Source organism: Stenotrophomonas sp. YJH_SMC_81, assembly GCF_059370875.1.
In genome coordinates this window covers 349,642-368,371 of record NZ_JCAFUB010000001.1, presented here as the reverse complement: position 1 = coordinate 368,371, position 18,730 = coordinate 349,642, and the positions used below count along the sequence as shown (strand labels likewise).

The window sequence follows — 18,730 nt, the reverse complement described above, 5'->3', positions numbered from 1 at the left end:
CCGCAACCGCGGCCGTCCGCCCGTGAGCCGGAAACCTGCTGATGTCTGAAACCCATCCGTCCGCCGAATCCACTGCGCCGGAGGCCGGCGGCAGCACCGTCGACCAGGCTGTCGCCCAGGGCGGCGCCTACGAAGTCCTGCGCCGCCGCCTGGCCGAGCAGGGCCAGCGCCTGCAGGGCCTGGCCGAAACACTCAACCGCCAGCGCCTGGCCGAGTTCGGCGACAGCCGCCTGGAGGTGGTCGGGCGCTTCCGCATCCGCAGCGACAACAACTGCGTCGGCCGTGACATCGTGCAGGTGGGCCCGGACCGCCTGCTGTTCGGCTACAACGTGTTCATCGGGTTGAAGACCCAGACCCGCATCGAGGATGTGTTCGGCCTGTACCGGCTGGTGCAGGGCAGCGATGGCTACGACGTCGCTGCCCTGGAGCTGAAGGGCAGCTTCCTCGACCAGCCCGGCTTCGTGCACGATTTCAACGAGCTGTATGCCTACTACAAGCACGCGCGCCTGCTGCAGCTGATCGTGGTCGGCGACAAGCTGCTGGCCTCGTTCCAGATCGGCGAGCGCAGCAGCGACGTGCGCGTGTTCCGCTGGGCGCTGTCGCGCGAGGGCGAGCTGACCTACCTGGATGCGCGCGGTGAGCGCGATATCGCGCTGCCGCCGCCGTTCGACTTCGAATGGACCCGGGCGACCCGCGACCTGGCGGTCAACGGCCGCCATTCGCACCTGAACATCCTCGACACCCTGTTCGTGGAGACCACCGGCGGCGACCTCACCATCAAGGTCGAAAACAACACCGAAACCGGGCAGGGCATCTACAGCGAACCCGTGGAGGACAGCACGCAGTCGCTGGACGACGCCCAGTTCGAGTTCGCCCGGGTCGGCTCGCTGGTATTGCTGAAGGTGCTGCCGTACCGCGAGACCGAATGGCGCGGCCTGATCTACAACACGCTGACCGGCAGCATCGTGCGCAATGATGCGATCGTGCAGGCCTGCGTGCAGCTGCCCGAAGACCATGGCGTGATCTTCCCGGGTGGCTATTACCTGCAGGGCGGCGAGCACAAGGCATTTGATGCCTCGATGGCCGGCATGCAGTTCAAGCGCAGCATCCGTTCGCCAAACGGCGAGGACGTGCTGTACATCTTCTACGAGCGCGAAGGCGGGCGCTCGGCGCTGTTCGTCTACAACACCATCCAGCGCGTGCTGCAGAACCCGGTGTTCGGCCATGGCTACGCCTTGATGCAGGACGGGCGCATGGTGCTGTTCCATGCCGAGGGCAGCGAACCGACCCGCATCCATCCGATGCAGGTCTGGCAGACGCCGTTCAGCAGTGACGAGTTCGCCGCCAACCGGCCGCCCGGCAACACGTTCATGGGCCGCATCGGCAACGCCGAGCTGGTGCGCGGCATTTCCAACCTGTTCAACCTGGCGCGCGAGATCGATGGCCAGGACGTGTCGGTACAGCGCTACCAGCGCCTGGTGGCCGATACGCGGCGTCTGTTCGATGCGCACCACTGGCTGGGTGACGCGGCCTGCGATGGCGCCGAGGCGCTGCTGCGGCAGATCAGCGCGACCGGCGAATCGGTGCTGGACGAGTACGAGAAGGTGCAGTCGATCCGTCAGCAATCGGCACAGGCGATGCGGGAGGCCGAGGCCGCGCACAAGGCGCTGCTGGGCCGGCTGCAACCGCAGAACTGGAGCGAGGTGCAGGCCTTCGTCGAGGCCCTCAACGCGATCACCGCATTGCGCGGGCGGCTGCTGACCCTCCGCGAGCTGCGCTACATCGACACCGCGCGCATCGAGGCGATGACCGTCGAACTGGTGGAGGCACAGGACCGTGTTGGCGCCGCCACCGGTGACTTCCTCGCTGGCGAGGAAGCGCTGGCGCCGCTGGCCACGCGCCTGCAGGCGCTGGATGATGCCGCGCAGCAGGCACAGACGGCGCGCCAGCTGGACGAGCAGTTGGAAGGCCTGCGTGGCATGGCGTCCGACCTGGACATGCTGTCCGAACTGATGGCCGGCCTGAAGGTGGACGATGCCACTGCCCGCACCCGCGTGGTCGAGTCGATCTCGGTGGTGTACGGTCGCCTCAACCAGGCGCGCGCGCGTGCTGACCAGCGCCGCAGGTCACTCGGTTCGGCCGAGGCCGTGGCGCAGTTCGCCGCCCAGTTCGCGCTGTTCTCGCAGTCGATCACCAGCGCGCTGGCGCTGGCCACCGATCCCGAACGTGCCGACGAGCAGTTGTCGCGCCTGCTGGTGCAGCTGGAGGAACTGGAGAGCCAGTTCGGCGAACACGAGCAGTTCCTCGGCGACATCCTGAGCAAGCGCGAAGAGCTGGTCGAGGCCTTCGAAACGCACAAGCAGGCGTTGCTGGATGACCGCCAGCGCAAGGCGCGCTCGGTACTGGATGCGGCCAATCGGATCCTCGACGGCCTGGCCAGGCGCACCGAGCGCTTCGCCACCGCCGATGAGCTCAACGCGTTCTTTGCCGGTGATCCGCTGATCCTCAAGCTGCGTGAGCTGGCCGAGCGCCTGCGCACGCTGCACGACAACGTCAAGGCCGACGACATCGAGGCGCGGCTGAAGGGCGTGCGTGACCAGGCGGTGCGCCAGCTGCGCGACCGCAGTGACCTGTACGAAGCCGGCGGCAACGTGGTGCGGCTGGGCCCGCGCCATCGCTTCAGCGTCAATACGCAGGCACTGGACCTGACCCTGTTGCCGCGTGGCGACACGTTGGTCATCCATCTGACCGGCACCGACTTCCTGGAGACCCTGCACGATCCGGAGCTGGACGCACTCAAGCCGTTCTGGCCGGTCACCCTCGACTCGGAATCGCCCACGCTGTATCGCGGCGAGTATCTGGCCGGCAGCCTGCTGCTGGCCGCGCAGGAGGGGCGCGATGGCCTCGATCTGGCTGCGCTGCAGCACGACGTCGCCAACCCGGAAGCGCTGGATCAGCGTGTGCGTGCGTTCGCCGCACCACGCTATCGCGAAGGCTACGAGCGTGGCATCCATGACCACGATGCGGCACTGATCCTGCGTGCGCTACTGCCCTTGCAGCAGGCGGCCGGCAGCCTGCGTCACGCACCGCGGGTGCGTGCGCTGGCGTTGCTGTTCTGGGCCGCTGAGCAGCGGCGCGAAGCGGTGGCGCAATGGCCGGCGCGGCAGGTGGGCGCCGAGGCGCTGGCACGCCTGCTGGGGTCCGACGAAGGGCGCCTGGCGTTGCGCACAGAAATGGCCGAGGCGCTGCTGGGGTATGCGCAGTCCCACGCGTTGCCGTTCGATGCCGATGCCGCGGAGGCTGCAGCCGCCTATCTGGGCGAAGAACTGGCGGCGGGCGATCCGGTGTTCAGCAGCAGCCGCCACGCGGTGGCGCTGCTGGAGGCATTGGCCGAGCAGCTGGAACAGGCGGGGCAGCGTGAGGCGGTCGAGCGTGCCCTGCAGCGCGGCCAGGATCCACTGGCTACGCGTTGGTCATTGGCTGGGCAGTGGCTGCGCGCAGTGGCGCGGATGCCGGCGCATGCGCAGCATGCCGGCTATGTCGACGAAGCCGCCGCGTTGCTGCTGGTGCAGCGCCAGTTGCGCACCCGTGCCAGCGATGCCGCACTGCAGGCGGAGGTCAATGGCCTGCTGGGTGAACACGCACGCATCAGCAATGGCGCGCTGATGGTATCGCTGGATGATTTCCTCGCGCGCCTGCAGCAGCACCTGCGTCATTTCGTGCCAGCGTTTCATGCCTACCAGGCGCTGCGCCAGGGCATCATCGGTCGCGAGCGCGAGACCCTGCGGCTTTCCGAGTTCAAGGCGCGGCCGCTGTCCTCGTTCGTACGCAACAAGCTGATCAACGATGTCTACCTGGGCGTGATCGGTGACAACCTGGCCAAGCAGATGGGCACGGTCGGCGAGAACAAGCGCAGCGACCTGATGGGCCTGCTGATGATGATTTCGCCCCCGGGCTATGGCAAGACCACGCTGATGGAATACGTGGCGCACCGCTTGGGCCTGGTCTTCATGAAGATCAACGGCCCGGCGCTGGGCCACGAGGTGCGCTCGCTGGACCCGGCCCAGGCACCGGACGCGACCTCGCGGCAGGAGCTGGAGAAGCTCAACCTGGCGCTGGAAATGGGCAACAACACCATGCTGTATGTGGACGACATCCAGCACACCCATCCCGAGTTCCTGCAGAAGTTCATCTCGCTGTGCGATGGCACCCGCCGTATCGAGGGCGTGTGGCGCGGTCGCACCCGCACCTACGACATGCGCGGCAAGAAGTTCTGCGTGGTGATGGCCGGCAACCCGTACACCGAGTCCGGCGAGGTGTTCAAGATTCCGGACATGCTGGCCAACCGTGCCGACATCTACAACCTCGGTGACGTGCTCGGTGGCATGGAGGCCGCCTTCACCCTCAGCTACATCGAGAACAGCCTGACCTCCAATCCGGTGCTGGCGCCGCTGGCCACGCGCGACATGGCCGACCTGTATGTACTGGTCGACCGCGCGATGGGCAAGGAGGTCTCGACCAACGGCCTCAGCCACGCCTACAGCAGCGCGGAGATCAACGAGATCACCGCCACCCTGCAGCGCATGCTGCGTGTGCGTGACGTGGTCTACCGGGTCAACCAGCAGTACATCGCCAGCGCCGCACAGGACGACCGCTACCGCACCGAGCCGCCGTTCCGCCTGCAAGGCAGCTACCGCAACATGAACAAGCTGGCCGAGAAGATCTCCCCGGTGATGAACGAGGACGAACTGCAGCAGTTGATCTCCGACCACTACCTGGGCGAGGCGCAGCTGCTGACCACCGGTGCCGAAGAGAACCTGTTGAAGCTGGCCGAACTGCGCGGCGTACTGGATGACACGCAGGCGCAGCGCTGGGCACAGATCAAGCGCGACTTCCTGCGCAACAAGGCCATGGGGGCCGACGACAGCGATGTCGGCGGGCGCGTGGTGGCGCAGCTGGCCGATATCGCCACCGCGCTGCAGCTGCCACCGCCCGCGCCGGAAGCGATCGCCGTTGCGGACCCGGCGCCGTGGCCGGCGCTGCTGGAGGCCCTGCATCGCCTTTCAGAGGCGCGTCCGGCCGCTGCGCCGGCGCCGGTCGCGGCAGCCCCCGGCGTGCCGGCCACGGCCTTGGCCGAAGACCTGCAGGCGGGCCTGGCGCCGCTGGTGGAGCTGCTGGCGGCATCGCAGGCGCAGCAGGTGCAGGTGTCGCAGACCCTGGCCGCGTTCGCCGGCTGGGCGCGACAGCAGGTCGAGCGGGGCACGCCGAGCGCTGTGGTGGCGCAGCGCGCGCGCGTGCGCCGCGCCGCGACGCCGGAGGAGCGGGCGCTGGATGAGGCGCTGATGCGCCACTTCTACGGCGAGTCATTGCCACCGGAAGACGGCGATGGCATGCCGGCATCCACGCCGAAGCCGCCGCCGCTGCCGTGACCACGCGCGTGCCACTGCCGCCACCGATGCTGCCGGATACGGTCGATGTCGCTGCGCTGGCCGACTATGGTGCGCCGTTGCTGCAGGCGCTGGCGCGGCGCGAAACGCCGTTGCCACCGGGTGCGGGCGAGCGCCTGGTGGCTGCGCTTGCGCGCATCGCGCTGGCCCTGCAGGCCGGCAACCCGGCGCAGATCCGGCAGCAGGAAGGCTGGTGGGGACGGCTGCTGGGGCGCGATGTCGCTCGCGAAGCAGAAGGGCACGCGCTGCAGTCGCAGCTGGGCGTACTGGCCCTGCAGGCGCGTGAGCAGGCCCAGCACCTGCAGCAGCACATGCAGCTGCGGGCCATGGCCATCGTTGAGCATTCCGCGGCGGCCGCGGCGCTGGACGGCTGGGCCGAACTGGCTGCGTCGCGGCTGACGACGCTGGATATCGCCGGTCAGGCCGCGCTGTCGCACCGGCTGGACCATCTTCGCCGGCTGGCCTCGCTGCGCCGCCTGGAAGCCGGCCAATGGCAGCTGCTGCAGGACCAGGACAACATGCTGCTGCAACGCTTCGCGCGCATCCATGACGTGCTGCCGCCAGCCTGGCGGCAGGCTGCACTGGCGGGCCAGGCCGCTGCGGGCGCTGCGTTGGCCGGCAAGGCTGCCACGTTGCACGCACAGATCGATGACGAGGTGGCCGCGGCTCAGGCTAGACTGCCTTGAGCCGGCCGCCGCTGCCGCTTACCCAACTGCAAGGAGACTGCCCGATGACCCAGGACAGCCAGACCCCCGGTGCCCTCGTACCCGGCACGACCACCGCCACTGCGCTCGACGAAGGTGCACTGCAGGCGCTTGGGCTGGTCCGCGAGGATCTGCCGCGCATCGCCGAGATCCGTCTGGAACTGGACGATCTGCGCCCGGGCAACCTGCAGGTGTTCGGCCGCGAGGCGGCCACGCGCACCGCCGCGTTCTCCAGCCAGTTGCTGGACCAGGTGCGCAATCGTGACCTGGATGCCAGTGGCGAGAAGCTGGGCGAGGTGGTGCGCATCGCGCGCAGCCTGAAGCTGGATGGCTTCGCCCAGCGTTCGAAGGTGCCGGTGATCGGTGGCCTGATCGACCGCATGCGCGCCTCCAAGGGCGAGCTGGTGCAGAAGTTCAGCGACACCAACGCGCAGATCGAACAGCTGCTGGCCGACGTCGGCGTGCAGCAGGCGTTGATGGGCAAGCGCGTGGGCGAGTTCGACCGCATGCACGATATCGTCCGCGAAGAACGTCGTGCGCTCGGCCTGTATGCGGCAGCGGGCAAGCAGCGGCTGGCCGAACTGCAGGCCGAACAGCTGGCCGGGCAGGCCAGCGAGGACCCCCAGCAGCGCATCCGCCAGGGCGAGATCGACAATGCGATCCGGTTGATCGAGAAGCGCGTGTCCGACCTGCAGCTGATGCAGCACGCCGCCGATCAGTCGCTGCCGATGATCCGCCTGATCCAGGCCAACGCGCTGCAGCTGATCGAGAAGTTCAACACCGTCCGCGACATCACCATTCCGTCATGGAAGCGCCAGTTCGCCATCCAGCTCTCGCTGGGCGAACAGAAGGCTGCGGTCGAACTGTCCACGGCCATCGATGACGCCACCAACGAACTGATGCGCCGCAATGCCGACCTGCTGCGCCAGGCCTCGGTGGATACCGCGCGCAGCAACCAGCGCGGCGTGATCGACGTGGCCACGCTGCGCCATGTGCACGACCAGCTGATCGCCACGGTGGAAGAAGTGCGCAGCATCCATCGCGAAGGGATGCAGCAGCGGCAGCAGGCGGAAGCGGAGCTGTCGCGCCTGCGCGAAGACCTGCAGCAGCGCCTGGCCACACCGACCGCCAGCTGAAAAAAGGGGACGGAGGGAATTAAGTCGTTTGTGCCACTTGCGACTTAATTCCCTCCGTCCCCTTTTTGTTGTCATCGGAGTTGCTGGCCCAGCCAGTCGGCGAGCGCATCCACGCGCGCATCAGGTGGTCCGTCCGGTTGCGCCAGCACCCAGAAACCACCAGTGGCGGCAAACCCCCACGGCGCGACCAGTCGTCCGGCGGCCAGGTCCTCGGCCACCAGTGGCTCGGGTGCGATCGCCGGGCCCAGCCCGGCCACCGCTGCCTCCAGCAGGTAGTACAGATGCTCGAAGGCCGTGCCCAGCTGCAGCTTCGCGGGGTCCAGAGAGTGCGCCTGCGCCCACGCCGGCCACGCCTGCGGCCGTGAGCTGGTGTGCAGCAGCGTCTCCTGCAGCAGCGCCGAGGGCGGTACATGCCGCAGGCGCTGCGCGGCCGGATGCGAGGGGGCCACTACCACGCCGACCCGTTCCGGGGCCAGCTCACGCACCTGCCAGCCCCGGGGCCACGGCCCCTGTGCCAGCAGCAGTACCGAATCCAGTGCCGCCTGTGCCTCGGTGAAGCTGCCATCCAGCGCTGACCACTGCAGGCGCACGCCGGGCAGGGCGGCCTGCAGCGCAGGCAGGCGCGGGATCATCCAGCGCGCCAGCACGCTGCCGCTGCAGCCCAGTACCAGCGCCGGGGCCGCCGCCGGCCGCCGCAGTTCGCGCACGCAGTCTTCGATGCCGCCGAAGGCCTCGCTGCACGCTGCCTGCAGCCGCGTGCCCGCAGCGGTCAGGCGCAGGCCGCGACCGGCACGCTGGAACAGCGCCAGGCCGAGATGGTCTTCCAGCAGCTTCAGCTGCCGGCTGACCGCACCGTGGGTGACATGCAGGTCGTGTGCGGCGCGGCCGACGCCGCCGAGACGGGCGGTGGCCTCGAACGCACGCAGCGCATTGAGTGGCGGCAGCAGGGAACGGCTCATGTGAGATTTCCTGACGATATGCGCCAGATAATATCCATTTTCCGGTCAAGACCCGTGCGCTAGAGTATCCACCTGTCTCGAACCAGCGGTCGCTTCCATGTCTGCCTCCCCCATTGCCGACTACCACGCCTTCCCGGATGCCCAGGGCCATTTCGGCCGCTACGGCGGCAGCTTCGTTGCCGAAACCCTGGTGGGTCCGCTGCAGGAACTGGCCCAGGCCTATGACCAGGCCCGCCAGGACCCGTCATTCCAGGCTGCCTACGACCGCGACCTGGCCCACTACGTGGGCCGGCCGAGCCCGATCTACCACGCCCAGCGCCTGAGCGACCATGTCGGCGGCGCGCAGATCCTGCTCAAGCGCGAAGACCTGAACCACACCGGCGCGCACAAGATCAACAACACCATCGGCCAGGCGCTGCTGGCCGCGCGGATGGGCAAGAAGCGCATCATCGCCGAGACCGGTGCCGGCCAGCACGGTGTTGCCAGTGCCACCGTTGCCGCCCGCCTGGGCCTGGAATGCGTGGTGTACATGGGCGCCACCGACATCGAGCGGCAGAAGATCAACGTCTACCGCATGAAGCTGCTTGGCGCGACGGTGGTGCCGGTCACCTCCGGCTCGGCCACCCTGAAGGACGCGCTCAACGAAGCGATGCGCGACTGGGTGACCAACGTGCAGGACACCTTCTACATCATCGGCACCGTGGCCGGCCCGGATCCGTATCCGCGCATGGTCCGTGACTTCAACGCCATCGTTGGCCGCGAGGCACGCGAGCAGATGCTGGCCGAGTATGGCCGCCTGCCCGATGCGATCACCGCGTGCGTCGGCGGCGGCAGCAACGCCATCGGCCTGTTCCACGCCTTCCTCAACGATCGCCAGGTCGAGATCGTCGGCGCCGAAGCCGCCGGCGACGGCATCGGCACCGGCCGCCACGCCGCATCGATCGCCGCCGGTCGGCCGGGCGTGCTGCATGGCAACCGCACCTATGTGCTGTGCGACGACGACGGCCAGATCATCGAGACCCACTCGGTGTCGGCCGGCCTGGACTATCCGGGCGTCGGCCCGGAGCATGCTTTCCTGGCCGATACCGGCCGTGCGCGCTACCTCGGCATCACTGATGAAGAAGCGCTGCAGGCCTTCCACCTGCTGGCGCATACCGAGGGCATCCTGCCGGCACTGGAGTCCAGCCACGCACTGGCACAGGCGATCAAGCTGGCGCGTGAGCGTCCGCGTGACCAGATCGTGCTGTGCAACCTGTCCGGCCGTGGCGACAAGGACGTGCACACCATCGCCGCTCGCGAAGGGCTGGTGCTGTGAGCGCGCTGCTGCGGAACAGCGGGGTGCTTCTGCTGGTGCTGGGCCTGGCCGCGTGCCAGCCGCCGGAACCGCCAGTGCTTGCGCCGGCTGCCAAAGCCACCGCGCAGCCCGCACGGCAGCCGGCCGCCAACGATGACCTCGACCCGATGGCGCGTACGCCGATCGTCGATCCGCCGTCTGCGGAAGAGAGCAACGGCGACAACGCCCCCGCCGTCGCCTCGGTTGCACTGGACCATGCCGGCGAAGTGCTGGTTGGCCAGCACATGGGGGACCTGAAGTCACTGGGGCCGTGGAAGGCACAGGGCGCGAAAGAGTTCTTCGAAGGCGACTGCGAGTACTACGACGGCAGGGGGTTGCCGCCGGGCGTGTCGATGATGACTGACGACGACCGCGTGGTCCGATTTGATCTGAAGCCGGGCGACGACCCGGAGCTGCCGGTTGAACAGCCCGGTCCCTTCGGCCTGCGCATCGGCATGACCCGTGCCCAGGCCATGGCGCAGTTCCCGAAGCCGCCGGTATCCAGCCCGCATGCCTACGACGGTGACCAGGGCGAGTACCTCACCTGGCAGGACCCGGGTTCGGACCTGGGCATCCGCCTGGAACTGTTTGAAGGGAAGGTCACCCGGATGTACTGGGGAACCAGCGATGCGATTGAACTGATTGAAGGATGTGCCTGAAATGCCCGTATCCCGACTCGATGCCTGTTTCCTGCGTCTGCGCGAACAGCAGCGCAAGGCGCTGATTCCCTTCGTCACCGCCGGTGATCCCTCGCTGGAGGCGACCGTGCCGGTCATGCACGCACTGGTCGAGGCCGGCGCCGACGTGATCGAACTGGGCGTGCCGTTTTCCGACCCGATGGCCGATGGCCCGACCATCCAGCGCAGCTCCGAGCGCGCGCTGGCACGCGGCGCCGGCAGCCGCTACGTCCTGCAGGCCGTGGCGCAGTTCCGCGAACGCGATGTGCAGACCCCCGTGGTGCTGATGGGCTACCTCAACCCGGTGGAGATCCATGGCTACGCGGCCTTCGCCAAGGCCGCCGTCGACGCCGGCGTGGACGGCGTGCTGCTGGTCGACCTGCCGCCGGAAGAAGCGGGCGATGCCCAGCAGGCGTTCGACGCAGCCGGCCTTGCGCTGGTCCTGCTGGCGTCGCCGACCACCAGCGAGGCGCGAGCCGACAAGCTGCTGGCGCTGGCCCGTGGCTATCTCTACTACGTCAGCTTTGCCGGCGTCACCGGCGCGTCCGAGCGCCTGGACAGCGATGCCGCCAGTACCCGCCTGCAGGCGTTGCGCGCGCGCGCATCGGTGCCGGTGGTGGCGGGCTTCGGTATCAAGGATGCCGCCAGTGCCGCGGCCATGGCCCGCCAGGCCGATGGCGTGGTGGTCGGAAGCGCGCTGGTGGCGGCGCTGGCAGAAGCGGGCTCGGCGGAAGACGCGGTGCAGCGCGCCCGGGCCTTCCTCGCCCCGCTGCGGCAGGCGCTGGACGCGGAACGGTAGTGCCGGCCGCTGGCCGGCATCCTCCCGAGGGCTCGCGTGCAAGGGCTGCCGGCCAGCGGCCGGCACTACCCATAGGTCTGCACGCAAGGGCTGCCGGCCGGCGGCGGGCACCGTCCAGCACCTAAACGTACGTCCCAGCATGGTTTTTTCCCGCTGCCCCGCGGCTGGCAAGGGGGTGCACGGGCGGGGAAAGCGGAGCTAGACTGTCCGCCTTTGCGGCCCCCGGGCCGCCCTGAACGGAAGTGTCCTCCCGCATGAGTTGGCTCAGCAAGTTGATGCCGTCCGGCATCCGCACCGACAACACCCCCAGCAAGAAGCGCAGTGTCCCCGAGGGCCTGTGGGAAAAGTGCAGCAACTGCGGCAGCGCGTTGTACCGTCCGGAACTGGAAGAGAACCTGGAAGTCTGCCCGAAGTGCGGCCATCACATGGCGATCCGCGCGCGCGCGCGCCTGGCCGCGCTGTTCGACGCCGACAGCACCACCGAGATCGGTGCGCGCCTGGGGCCGACCGACCTGCTCAAGTTCAAGGACCAGAAGAAGTACAGCGAGCGCATCAAGATCGCGCAGAAGAATACCGGCGAGTACGACGCGCTGATCGCCATGCGCGGCCTGCTCAAGGGCCGTGCGCTGGTGGCATCGTCCTTCGACTTCGCCTTCATGGGCGGCTCGATGGGCTCGGTGGTCGGCGAGCGTTTCGCACTGGCCGCAGAAACAGCGGTCGAGATCGGGGCGCCCTACGTGTGCTTCTCGCAGAGCGGCGGCGCCCGCATGCAGGAAGGCCTGTTCTCGCTGATGCAGATGGCCAAAACCTCGGCCGCGCTGGGCAAGCTGCGTGAAGCCGGGCTGCCGTACATCTCGGTGCTGACCCATCCGACCACCGGGGGGGTCTCGGCCTCCTTTGCGATGCTGGGCGACATCAACATCGCCGAACCGCAGGCGCTGATCGGCTTCGCCGGCCCGCGCGTGATCGAGCAGACCGTGCGCGAGAAACTGCCGGAAGGCTTCCAGCGCTCGGAGTTCCTGCTCGAACATGGTGCCATCGACCAGATCTGCGATCGCCGCGAGCTGCGCGACCGCCTGTCCGACCTGCTGGCGATGCTGGGCCGTCAGCCGGCGCCGGAGGTGGCTTGATGGGAGGCCGCAAGTACTTCGGTACTGATGGCATCCGTGGCCGGGTCGGCCAGGGCGTGATCTCGGCCGACTTCGTGCTGCGCCTGGGCAACGCCCTGGGCCGTGTCCTGGTCGCCCAGCGCGGCCAGGACGGGCGCCGGCCGATCGTGGTGATCGGCAAGGACACCCGCATCTCCGGCTACATGTTCGAGGCGGCACTGGAAGCCGGCCTGGTGGCCGCCGGTGCCGATGTGCAGCTGCTGGGGCCGATGCCGACTCCGGCGGTGGCGTTCCTGACCCGTACGCTGGGCGTGGATGCCGGCATCGTCATCAGTGCCTCGCACAACCCGCACTACGACAACGGCATCAAGTTCTTCTCCGCCCAGGGCGAGAAGCTCGACGATGCCACCGAGCTTGCCCTCGAAGCGGCGCTGGACGTTCCGTTCACCACCGTCGAATCGGAGAAGCTGGGCAAGGCGTCGCGTGGCCGCGAGGCGGTCGGCCGCTACATCGAGTTCTGCAAGGCCAGCGTGCCGCGCGCGTTCGACCTGCGTGGCGTACGCCTGGTGCTGGACTGCGCGCACGGCGCCACCTACCAGATCGCACCGCTGCTGTTCCGCGAGCTGGGTGCCGAGGTGATCGGCATTGGCGCCGAGCCCAACGGCGTCAACATCAACGCCGGCGTGGGCTCCACCCATATCGACAATCTCGCGGCCAAGGTCCGCGAAACCCGCGCCGATCTCGGTATTGCCTTCGACGGCGACGGCGACCGCGTGCTGATGGCCGACGCCCAGGGCAACCCGGTCGACGGCGACGACCTGCTTTACATCCTGGCCCGGGCATGGAAAGCCGAAGGCCGCCTGCGCGGCCCGGTGGTCGGCACGCTGATGAGCAACTACGGCGTGGAGAAGGCCTTCGCCGATCTGCAGATTCCGTTCGTGCGCAGCAACGTCGGTGATCGCTATGTGCACCAGGCGCTGATCGAAGGCGGTGGGGTGCTCGGCGGCGAAGCCTCCGGCCACCTGCTGTGCCTGGATCGGGCCACCACCGGTGACGGCATCGTCAGTGCGCTGCAGGTGCTGGTGGCGTTGCGCAACAGCGGGCAGACCCTGCGCCAGGCATTGAAGGGGCTGGTGCGGGTGCCGCAGAAGACGGTCAACGTGCGGCTGGGCAATGTCTCGGCCAAGGCCACCGTGCAGGCCGACAGCGTGCAGGCCGCGCTGGCCGTCGCGCAGCAGTCAGTGGCCGGCCGTGGCCGTGCGTTCCTGCGCCCGTCCGGTACCGAGCCGGTGGTGCGTGTCACGGTCGAGGCCGACGATGCAACGCTGATGCAGGACACGCTGGACCGCCTGTCCGCGGCGGTACGTGAAGCCGCCGCCTGAGGCAGCTGCGCATTCGCCCAAACAGAAACGCCCCGTAAAGCCGGGGCGTTTTTTCGTTCAGGCGGCAGGGTTGCGCGGGGCTCACGGCCCCGGCACCATCTTCTTCTGCCGCGCCTTGAAGCCATTGAACAGCGGCGCGATCAGGGGGGTGTAGCTCTGGGCGATGCGCTTGCGCAACCAGCTCGCCGGGCGGTTGCGGATCGCGAAGCGGTAGATGCGTTCCGGATCGCCGCCGACCACGTTACGGCCGAACGGGTGGGTGGTGTGCAGGTAGCGAAAGCCGTGCTCGCGTGCCACCTCGATGTGGTCCTGGTCGAAATCGCCGTAAGGCCAGCACAGCGTATCGGACACCTCGCCGAGCTTGTCCCGCAGGACTTCGCGCGAGACTGCCAGGTCGTGGCTCAGGCCCGCACGGCGCTGTGCGCGGTCCAGGTCGTCGCGGCGCAGCCAGCGGGTGTGGGTATGGGTGTGGCAATGCACTTCGAAGGTGCCGGCGGCGATGGCCGCGCGCGCTTCGCTCCAGCGCATCATCACGTCGTCGCTGCGGTTCTGCTCGTAGATCGCCGCTTCGCAACCGCGGTGGTCCGGCGTGGCAGGCAGCACTGCCCCGGCAAGCCCCGCGTGGGGCCGCTCCGGGCCTTCACCCATCCAGCCGGTGACCACGAACACCACTGCGTGCATGCCGTACTTCTGCAGGATCGGGTGCGCATACACCCAGTTGTCCAGGTAGCCATCGTCGAAGGTGATCACGATCGACTTGCGCGGCACCGGCTTGCCGGCCAGGAAGCCGGCGTACTGGTCCAGTGTCAGCGAAGTCCAGCCGTTGCCGGCCAACCAGGCGATCTGGCTTTCGAAATTTTCCGGTGACACGGTGATCATGCCCGGCGACGGACTGACGTGGTGGTGCATGAGCACCGGTACGGTTCGGGCATCAGCCATGTCCCAGCTCCTTCAGCCACTGGCGGTAGTAGTGTTCGGTGGTCTCACCGTGGCCATCGGGGGTGAACCGGTGCGCGCTGTGCATCCAGTCCCACCCGGCGCGGCCCATCTGCCGCCGCCGTTCCGGATCTTCCACCAGCAGGCGCAGTGCGCCTGTCAGGGCTGCATTGTCGCCCAATCGGGTGAGGATCGCATTGCTGCCCTCGACCACCATCTCCGGCACGCCACCTACGCGCGTGGCCACGATCGGTACCCCGACATAGGCAGCCTCCAGCAACACGGTACCGGCCGCTTCCTTGTGCGAAGCCAGCGCGAAGATGTCGAAGCCGGCCATCAGCCGGCACGCGCCGTCACGATAGCCGAGCAGGTGGACCTGTTGCTGCAGCCCATGCTCGTCGCGCAGCGCCTGCAGCCGATCCATGACCGGCTGGCCATCGCCGATCACCACCAGGTGCAGGTTCGGATGCGTCCTGCACAGCGGCACCATCGCCTGCAGGAGGTCGGCATGGCCCTTGGGTCCGCGCAGCACCGCCACGCAACCGACCACGATGTCCTGCTCGCCGAAACCGAGCTCGGCGCGCACCTCCGCGCGCACCTCCTGCAGGCATTGCCAGGGATCGGCCTTGCGGATCTCGCTCCAGCGCGGCGGGACTGCAATTGGCGGCACGATACCGATGTGCTCGGCCGGAATGCCGCGCTCCGTCAGCAGCTGCTTGACGAAGCTGCTGACGGTCATCACCCGGTGCGGCAGGCCGGTATAGGTCAGCAGCGAGTTGACCGGGCTCATCAGGTGGCGCGAGCGTATTACCAGCGGTGTGCCGCCCAGGCGTGCACCGGCGGCGGCGATCAGCGCGTCACGGCGGCTGGTGGTGTTGACCACGTCGTAGCGCTCGCGACGCACCAGGCGCGAGACCGACCAGATGCCGCGCAGCAGGCGCAGCAGGCCCCCCATGCGCAGGGTGTACACGGTGAAACCGTCGTCGCGTGCCAGCTTGGCCAGGCGCGCTTCGGGCTGGCACAGCAGCGCCACCTCATGGCCACGCGCGCGCATCACCTGCATGTGGCGGAAGATGTAGATCTCCTGTCCGCCCATTCCCTTGGCGGCTTCGGTGTGCAGGATGCGCAGCGGACGGTTCATGCGGGATCGATCCTTGAAGGTCAACGATTGCGGAAGCGGGTCAACGCTTCCCATGCAGTGCGTACGGCAGCCGCATCAGGGGCCTGCTGGGGCAGCGGGAGGTAGTGCCGGTCCAGCGCTGTGGCGTTGCCGAACTTGTCGAACACGTAGATCGCGTCGCCATGGCGTATCGCGCGCTGCGACCAGCTTTCGACCACCAGGGCACGCGGGCCCTGCGGTTCGGCCAGCAGGTCCTGGCCGGTGCTGTAATCGCTCAGCGCGTTCTCGCAGCCCAGCGCATGGCGCATCAGTGTCGGTACCCAGTCTTCGTGCGAGCTGGTGCGGGCGTCGCGGCCAGCGGCCCTGCCTGGCCAATGCAGCACGAACGGGACCTGCAGCTGGTAGTCGGAGAAGTTGCCGTTGTGGCCCCAATAGTTCAGCTTGAGGTCGTTGAACTCTTCGGCATGGTCGCCGGTGACCAGCACGATGGTGTCCTCGGCCAGGCCCTGTGCGCGCAGGTCGTCCAGCAGCGAGCCGATCAGGCTGTCTGCGTAGTGCACGGCGGTGCGGTAGCGGTTGAGTTCCGGCGTCGGGTCATGCTCCGGGCCGAATTTGAGGAAGTCGATGTCCGCAGCCATCGGCGTCGCCACGGGCGGGTAACCATCGGGCATGTGGTACGGCGCGTGGGTGGAGTCGAGGAACACGAAGCCAAACCACGGGCGCTGCGCCGCCTGGCTGGCGCGGATGTCCTGCTGCAGTGCACTGATGATCGCGCGGTCGCGGCCGTCGGACTTCAGTGCCGATGGCCCCTGGTGCAGCTGGTCGCGCACATCGGCGAATGCCGTGCGATCGAATTCCGGGCTGTACAACGGCGCACTGCCGTACAGGTGCAGGTCGTAGCCCTGCTGGCCCAGCACCTGGAACAGCTGCGAGCCGCGCTGCTCGTCGAGCATGCTTGGCCAGTAACCACCGGGCAGGCCGTACAGCAGCCCGAACAGGCCGTAGCGGGTGGCATTGCCGGTGCTGAAGTGCTGGTCGAACACGCGCGCGTCCTGCGCCAGCGCCGACGTGTTGGGCATCAGCTGCGGTGTCAGCACGTCCTGGCGCAGCGATTCCAGCACCACCATCAGCACATTGGGACGATGCGGGTTCTGGCACCGCAGCGGGTGCAGTGGGTACTGCAGCTGCGCATGGCGCGGGTCGGGCAGGCCGGCCTGCTGCTGGCTGACCACGCCCAGGCGCCGCATGAAGCTCTTGGCGGTGATCGGTTGCGCCCACGGCAGGTAGTTCCACTGCGCGATCACATCGCGGTCGCCGCGGGCGTCGTAGTAGGCGGTGGCCACCTGGCCGCCGGCCATCAGAAGCGCGACCGCTGCCCACGCCTGCAGCACCCGTCGCCGGCGCGGCACTGCCGGCAGCAGCTTCCAGCACGCCCAGGCCAGCAGGCCTTCGGCGGCGAAGACCGCGGCGACCAGCAGCGCGACCTGCAGCCAGGTCTTCCAGGACAGGGCGACCTGGTCCTGCAGGGCGCCGCCGAACACCATGTTCACGACCATGGCGTTGAGGTGGAAGCGGTACAGGGTGAACACCTTGGCGTCGACCAGCAGCAGGCACAGCCACAGGCCCTGCAGGAGAACGGCGCTGATGCTCAGCGTACGGGCAGTGCGTGGCCACAGCCCCAGCAGCAACGGCAGCAGGCCGGCCAGCGCGCCGAACGCGAGCAGGTGGCCGGGCAGGGCGATCGCGAGGTAGGCCAGGCCCGCGCTGCCGCCTGGATTGTCCCGCAGCGGCACGTTGCCCAGTGCGATCGCCGCAGCCAGGACCGCATTGCCGGCGACGAACAGCGACCACCAGGCCAGCCGGCGCCAACGCCGGGTGAAGCCTTCAAGGGCGAGTGCGGCAGGGGCGGCTGCAGACATGGCGAAGCGGATTCAGGGAGCGGGGAAAAGGTCGGGCCCCACGTGACGGAAGCGTTAATCCGCGCGCGGGTCGCGCATTGTATCGGTTTGTTTCTTCGTATCGAGTGGCGTCCCCCGGGCGATCTGTCACAATGTTCAGGCGGGCCATGAATGCGCTGGCCCCCCAGACCCAATGACAAGCCAGGAACCGCTGTGAGCCAGATCCCCACCCTCGACATCACCCGTTTCGACAGCGACCGCGAGGCCTTCGTGGCCGAGCTGGGCGCGGCCTATCGCCAATGGGGATTCGCGGGCATCCGCAACCACGGCATCCCGCAGGCCGACATCGACGCGGCCTACGATGCCTTCAAGGCCTTCTTCGCCCTGCCGGAAGAGGTCAAGCGTAAGTACCACGTGCCTGGCAGCGGCGGGGCCCGCGGCTATACCCCCTTCGGCGTGGAGACCGCCAAGGGCTCCAAGCACTTCGACCTGAAGGAGTTCTGGCACATCGGCCGCGAGATCGCCGACGACTCCAAGTACCGTGACGTGATGGCGCCGAACCTGTGGCCGACCGAAGTAGAGGGCTTCCGCGAGCGGGGGTACGGCCTGTACCAGGCGCTGGACAACCTGGGGTCGCGCGTGCTGTCGGCGCTCGCCCTGCACATCGGCCTGCCGGAGAATTTCTTCGCCGACAAGACCAACTTCGGCAATTCGATCCTGCGCCCGATCCACTACCCGCCGATCACCACCGACGACATCCCGAACGTTCGTGCCGGTGCTCATGGCGACATCAACTTCATCACCTTGCTGGTGGGTGCCAGTGCCGCGGGCCTGGAAGTGCAGTCGCACGACGGCGAGTGGGTGCCGTTCACCTCGGACGCGGACACCATCGTGGTCAACATCGGCGACATGCTGCAGCGCCTGACCAACCATGTGTATCCGTCGACCATCCACCGCGTGGTCAATCCTCCGGGCGAGCTGGCGCGCCAGCCGCGCTACTCGGTGCCGTTCTTCCTGCACCCGAACCCGGACTTCCTGATCGACGTGCTGCCCTCGTGCATCACCCCGGAGAACCCGAGCCGGTACCCGGAGCCGATCACCGCCCACGGCTTCCTCGAGGAGCGCCTGCGCGAGATCAAGCTGAAGTAAAGAAAAGTGAGGCCGCCGAAAGGCGGCCTTTTTCTTTGCAGGGCTTCGCCCTGCACCCGTAGAGGCCAAAGCCAAGGCCCA

The 18,730-nt window shown here is 68.1% G+C and carries 13 protein-coding genes; 9 read left to right on the top strand and 4 right to left on the bottom strand.

All coding sequences use genetic code 11. The features are described 5' to 3' along the window. The first annotated feature begins 41 nt into the window (after positions 1 to 41). From AC5P8U_RS01745 to AC5P8U_RS01735, 3 genes are read left to right on the top strand one after another with little or no spacing between them, the layout of a single operon-like run. Entirely contained in the window at positions 42 to 5,429 is a 5,388-nt protein-coding gene (locus AC5P8U_RS01745; RefSeq protein WP_447897497.1) for a DNA repair ATPase, read from the top strand. Continuing rightward, complete coding sequence (locus AC5P8U_RS01740) at positions 5,426 to 6,133, top strand: hypothetical protein (RefSeq protein WP_495213846.1); 708 nt, start codon at positions 5,426 to 5,428, stop codon at positions 6,131 to 6,133. Before AC5P8U_RS01745 ends, AC5P8U_RS01740 begins: the two co-directional genes overlap by 4 nt. A 44-nt stretch (positions 6,134 to 6,177) precedes the next feature. After that, positions 6,178 to 7,287 (top strand): toxic anion resistance protein, encoded by a 1,110-nt coding sequence (locus AC5P8U_RS01735; RefSeq protein ID WP_072168499.1) that lies wholly within the window; start codon positions 6,178 to 6,180, stop codon positions 7,285 to 7,287. 71 nt (positions 7,288 to 7,358) lie between these two features. Here the strand turns inward: AC5P8U_RS01735 and AC5P8U_RS01730 are convergent, their stop codons facing one another. Further along, positions 7,359 to 8,246 (bottom strand): LysR family transcriptional regulator, encoded by an 888-nt coding sequence (locus tag AC5P8U_RS01730; protein WP_334271403.1) that lies wholly within the window; start codon positions 8,244 to 8,246, stop codon positions 7,359 to 7,361. 97 nt (positions 8,247 to 8,343) lie between these two features. Between AC5P8U_RS01730 and trpB the strand changes: the two genes are divergently transcribed. The 5 genes from trpB to glmM all read left to right on the top strand — a co-directional run bounded on the left by trpB (position 8,344) and on the right by glmM (position 13,546). After that, on the top strand, positions 8,344 to 9,561 hold the full coding sequence (trpB, locus tag AC5P8U_RS01725; RefSeq protein WP_072168497.1) for a tryptophan synthase subunit beta: 1,218 nt from the start codon (positions 8,344 to 8,346) through the stop codon (positions 9,559 to 9,561). Continuing rightward, positions 9,558 to 10,238: a hypothetical protein gene (locus AC5P8U_RS01720; protein ID WP_072168496.1), complete on the top strand. Its 681-nt coding sequence runs from the start codon at positions 9,558 to 9,560 to the stop codon at positions 10,236 to 10,238. The genes trpB and AC5P8U_RS01720 overlap by 4 nt, the downstream gene beginning before the upstream one ends. Position 10,239: 1 nt before the next feature. Then, entirely contained in the window at positions 10,240 to 11,055 is an 816-nt protein-coding gene (trpA, locus tag AC5P8U_RS01715) for a tryptophan synthase subunit alpha (RefSeq protein WP_447905071.1), read from the top strand. Positions 11,056 to 11,309: 254 nt separating this feature from the next. Continuing rightward, a complete protein-coding gene (accD, locus tag AC5P8U_RS01710) occupies positions 11,310 to 12,185 on the top strand; it encodes an acetyl-CoA carboxylase, carboxyltransferase subunit beta (protein WP_005417947.1) in 876 nt (291 codons plus the stop codon). Next, the gene (gene glmM, locus AC5P8U_RS01705) at positions 12,185 to 13,546 is read left to right on the top strand and encodes a phosphoglucosamine mutase (RefSeq protein WP_447897415.1); all 1,362 of its coding nucleotides are present in this window, start codon (positions 12,185 to 12,187) and stop codon (positions 13,544 to 13,546) included. The genes accD and glmM overlap by 1 nt, the downstream gene beginning before the upstream one ends. Positions 13,547 to 13,627: 81 nt before the next feature. On the opposite strand, the gene AC5P8U_RS01700 is transcribed toward glmM, so the two are convergent. Genes AC5P8U_RS01700 through AC5P8U_RS01690 form a run of 3 tightly spaced genes read right to left on the bottom strand, consistent with a single transcriptional unit; the run spans position 13,628 to position 17,521 of the window. Further along, positions 13,628 to 14,485 (bottom strand): polysaccharide deacetylase family protein, encoded by an 858-nt coding sequence (locus tag AC5P8U_RS01700; protein ID WP_061480014.1) that lies wholly within the window; start codon positions 14,483 to 14,485, stop codon positions 13,628 to 13,630. Further along, a complete protein-coding gene (locus AC5P8U_RS01695) occupies positions 14,478 to 15,623 on the bottom strand; it encodes a glycosyltransferase family 4 protein (RefSeq protein ID WP_447897414.1) in 1,146 nt (381 codons plus the stop codon). Before AC5P8U_RS01695 ends, AC5P8U_RS01700 begins: the two co-directional genes overlap by 8 nt. Before the next feature lie 20 nt (positions 15,624 to 15,643). Continuing rightward, the gene (locus tag AC5P8U_RS01690; protein WP_072168492.1) at positions 15,644 to 17,521 is read right to left on the bottom strand and encodes a DUF3413 domain-containing protein; all 1,878 of its coding nucleotides are present in this window, start codon (positions 17,519 to 17,521) and stop codon (positions 15,644 to 15,646) included. A 150-nt stretch (positions 17,522 to 17,671) separates the two neighbouring features. On the opposite strand from AC5P8U_RS01690, the gene AC5P8U_RS01685 reads away from it, so the two are divergent. Then, the gene (locus AC5P8U_RS01685; protein WP_049414703.1) at positions 17,672 to 18,649 is read left to right on the top strand and encodes an isopenicillin N synthase family dioxygenase; all 978 of its coding nucleotides are present in this window, start codon (positions 17,672 to 17,674) and stop codon (positions 18,647 to 18,649) included. Positions 18,650 to 18,730 lie beyond the last annotated feature (81 nt).

Excerpts from the sequence above, each read along its gene's own strand:
- AC5P8U_RS01745 (WP_447897497.1), top strand. The coding sequence starts at position 42 with ATGTCTGAAACCCATCCGTCCGCCGAATCCACTGCGCCGGAGGCCGGC.
- AC5P8U_RS01735 (WP_072168499.1), top strand. The coding sequence starts at position 6,178 with ATGACCCAGGACAGCCAGACCCCCGGTGCCCTCGTACCCGGCACGACC.
- trpB (WP_072168497.1), top strand. The coding sequence starts at position 8,344 with ATGTCTGCCTCCCCCATTGCCGACTACCACGCCTTCCCGGATGCCCAG.
- glmM (WP_447897415.1), top strand. The coding sequence starts at position 12,185 with ATGGGAGGCCGCAAGTACTTCGGTACTGATGGCATCCGTGGCCGGGTC.
- accD (WP_005417947.1), top strand. The coding sequence starts at position 11,310 with ATGAGTTGGCTCAGCAAGTTGATGCCGTCCGGCATCCGCACCGACAAC.
- trpA (WP_447905071.1), top strand. The coding sequence starts at position 10,240 with ATGCCCGTATCCCGACTCGATGCCTGTTTCCTGCGTCTGCGCGAACAG.
- AC5P8U_RS01730 (WP_334271403.1), bottom strand. The coding sequence starts at position 8,246 with ATGAGCCGTTCCCTGCTGCCGCCACTCAATGCGCTGCGTGCGTTCGAG.
- AC5P8U_RS01695 (WP_447897414.1), bottom strand. The coding sequence starts at position 15,623 with ATGAACCGTCCGCTGCGCATCCTGCACACCGAAGCCGCCAAGGGAATG.
- AC5P8U_RS01685 (WP_049414703.1), top strand. The coding sequence starts at position 17,672 with ATGCGCTGGCCCCCCAGACCCAATGACAAGCCAGGAACCGCTGTGAGC.
- AC5P8U_RS01690 (WP_072168492.1), bottom strand. The coding sequence starts at position 17,521 with ATGTCTGCAGCCGCCCCTGCCGCACTCGCCCTTGAAGGCTTCACCCGG.
- AC5P8U_RS01700 (WP_061480014.1), bottom strand. The coding sequence starts at position 14,485 with ATGGCTGATGCCCGAACCGTACCGGTGCTCATGCACCACCACGTCAGT.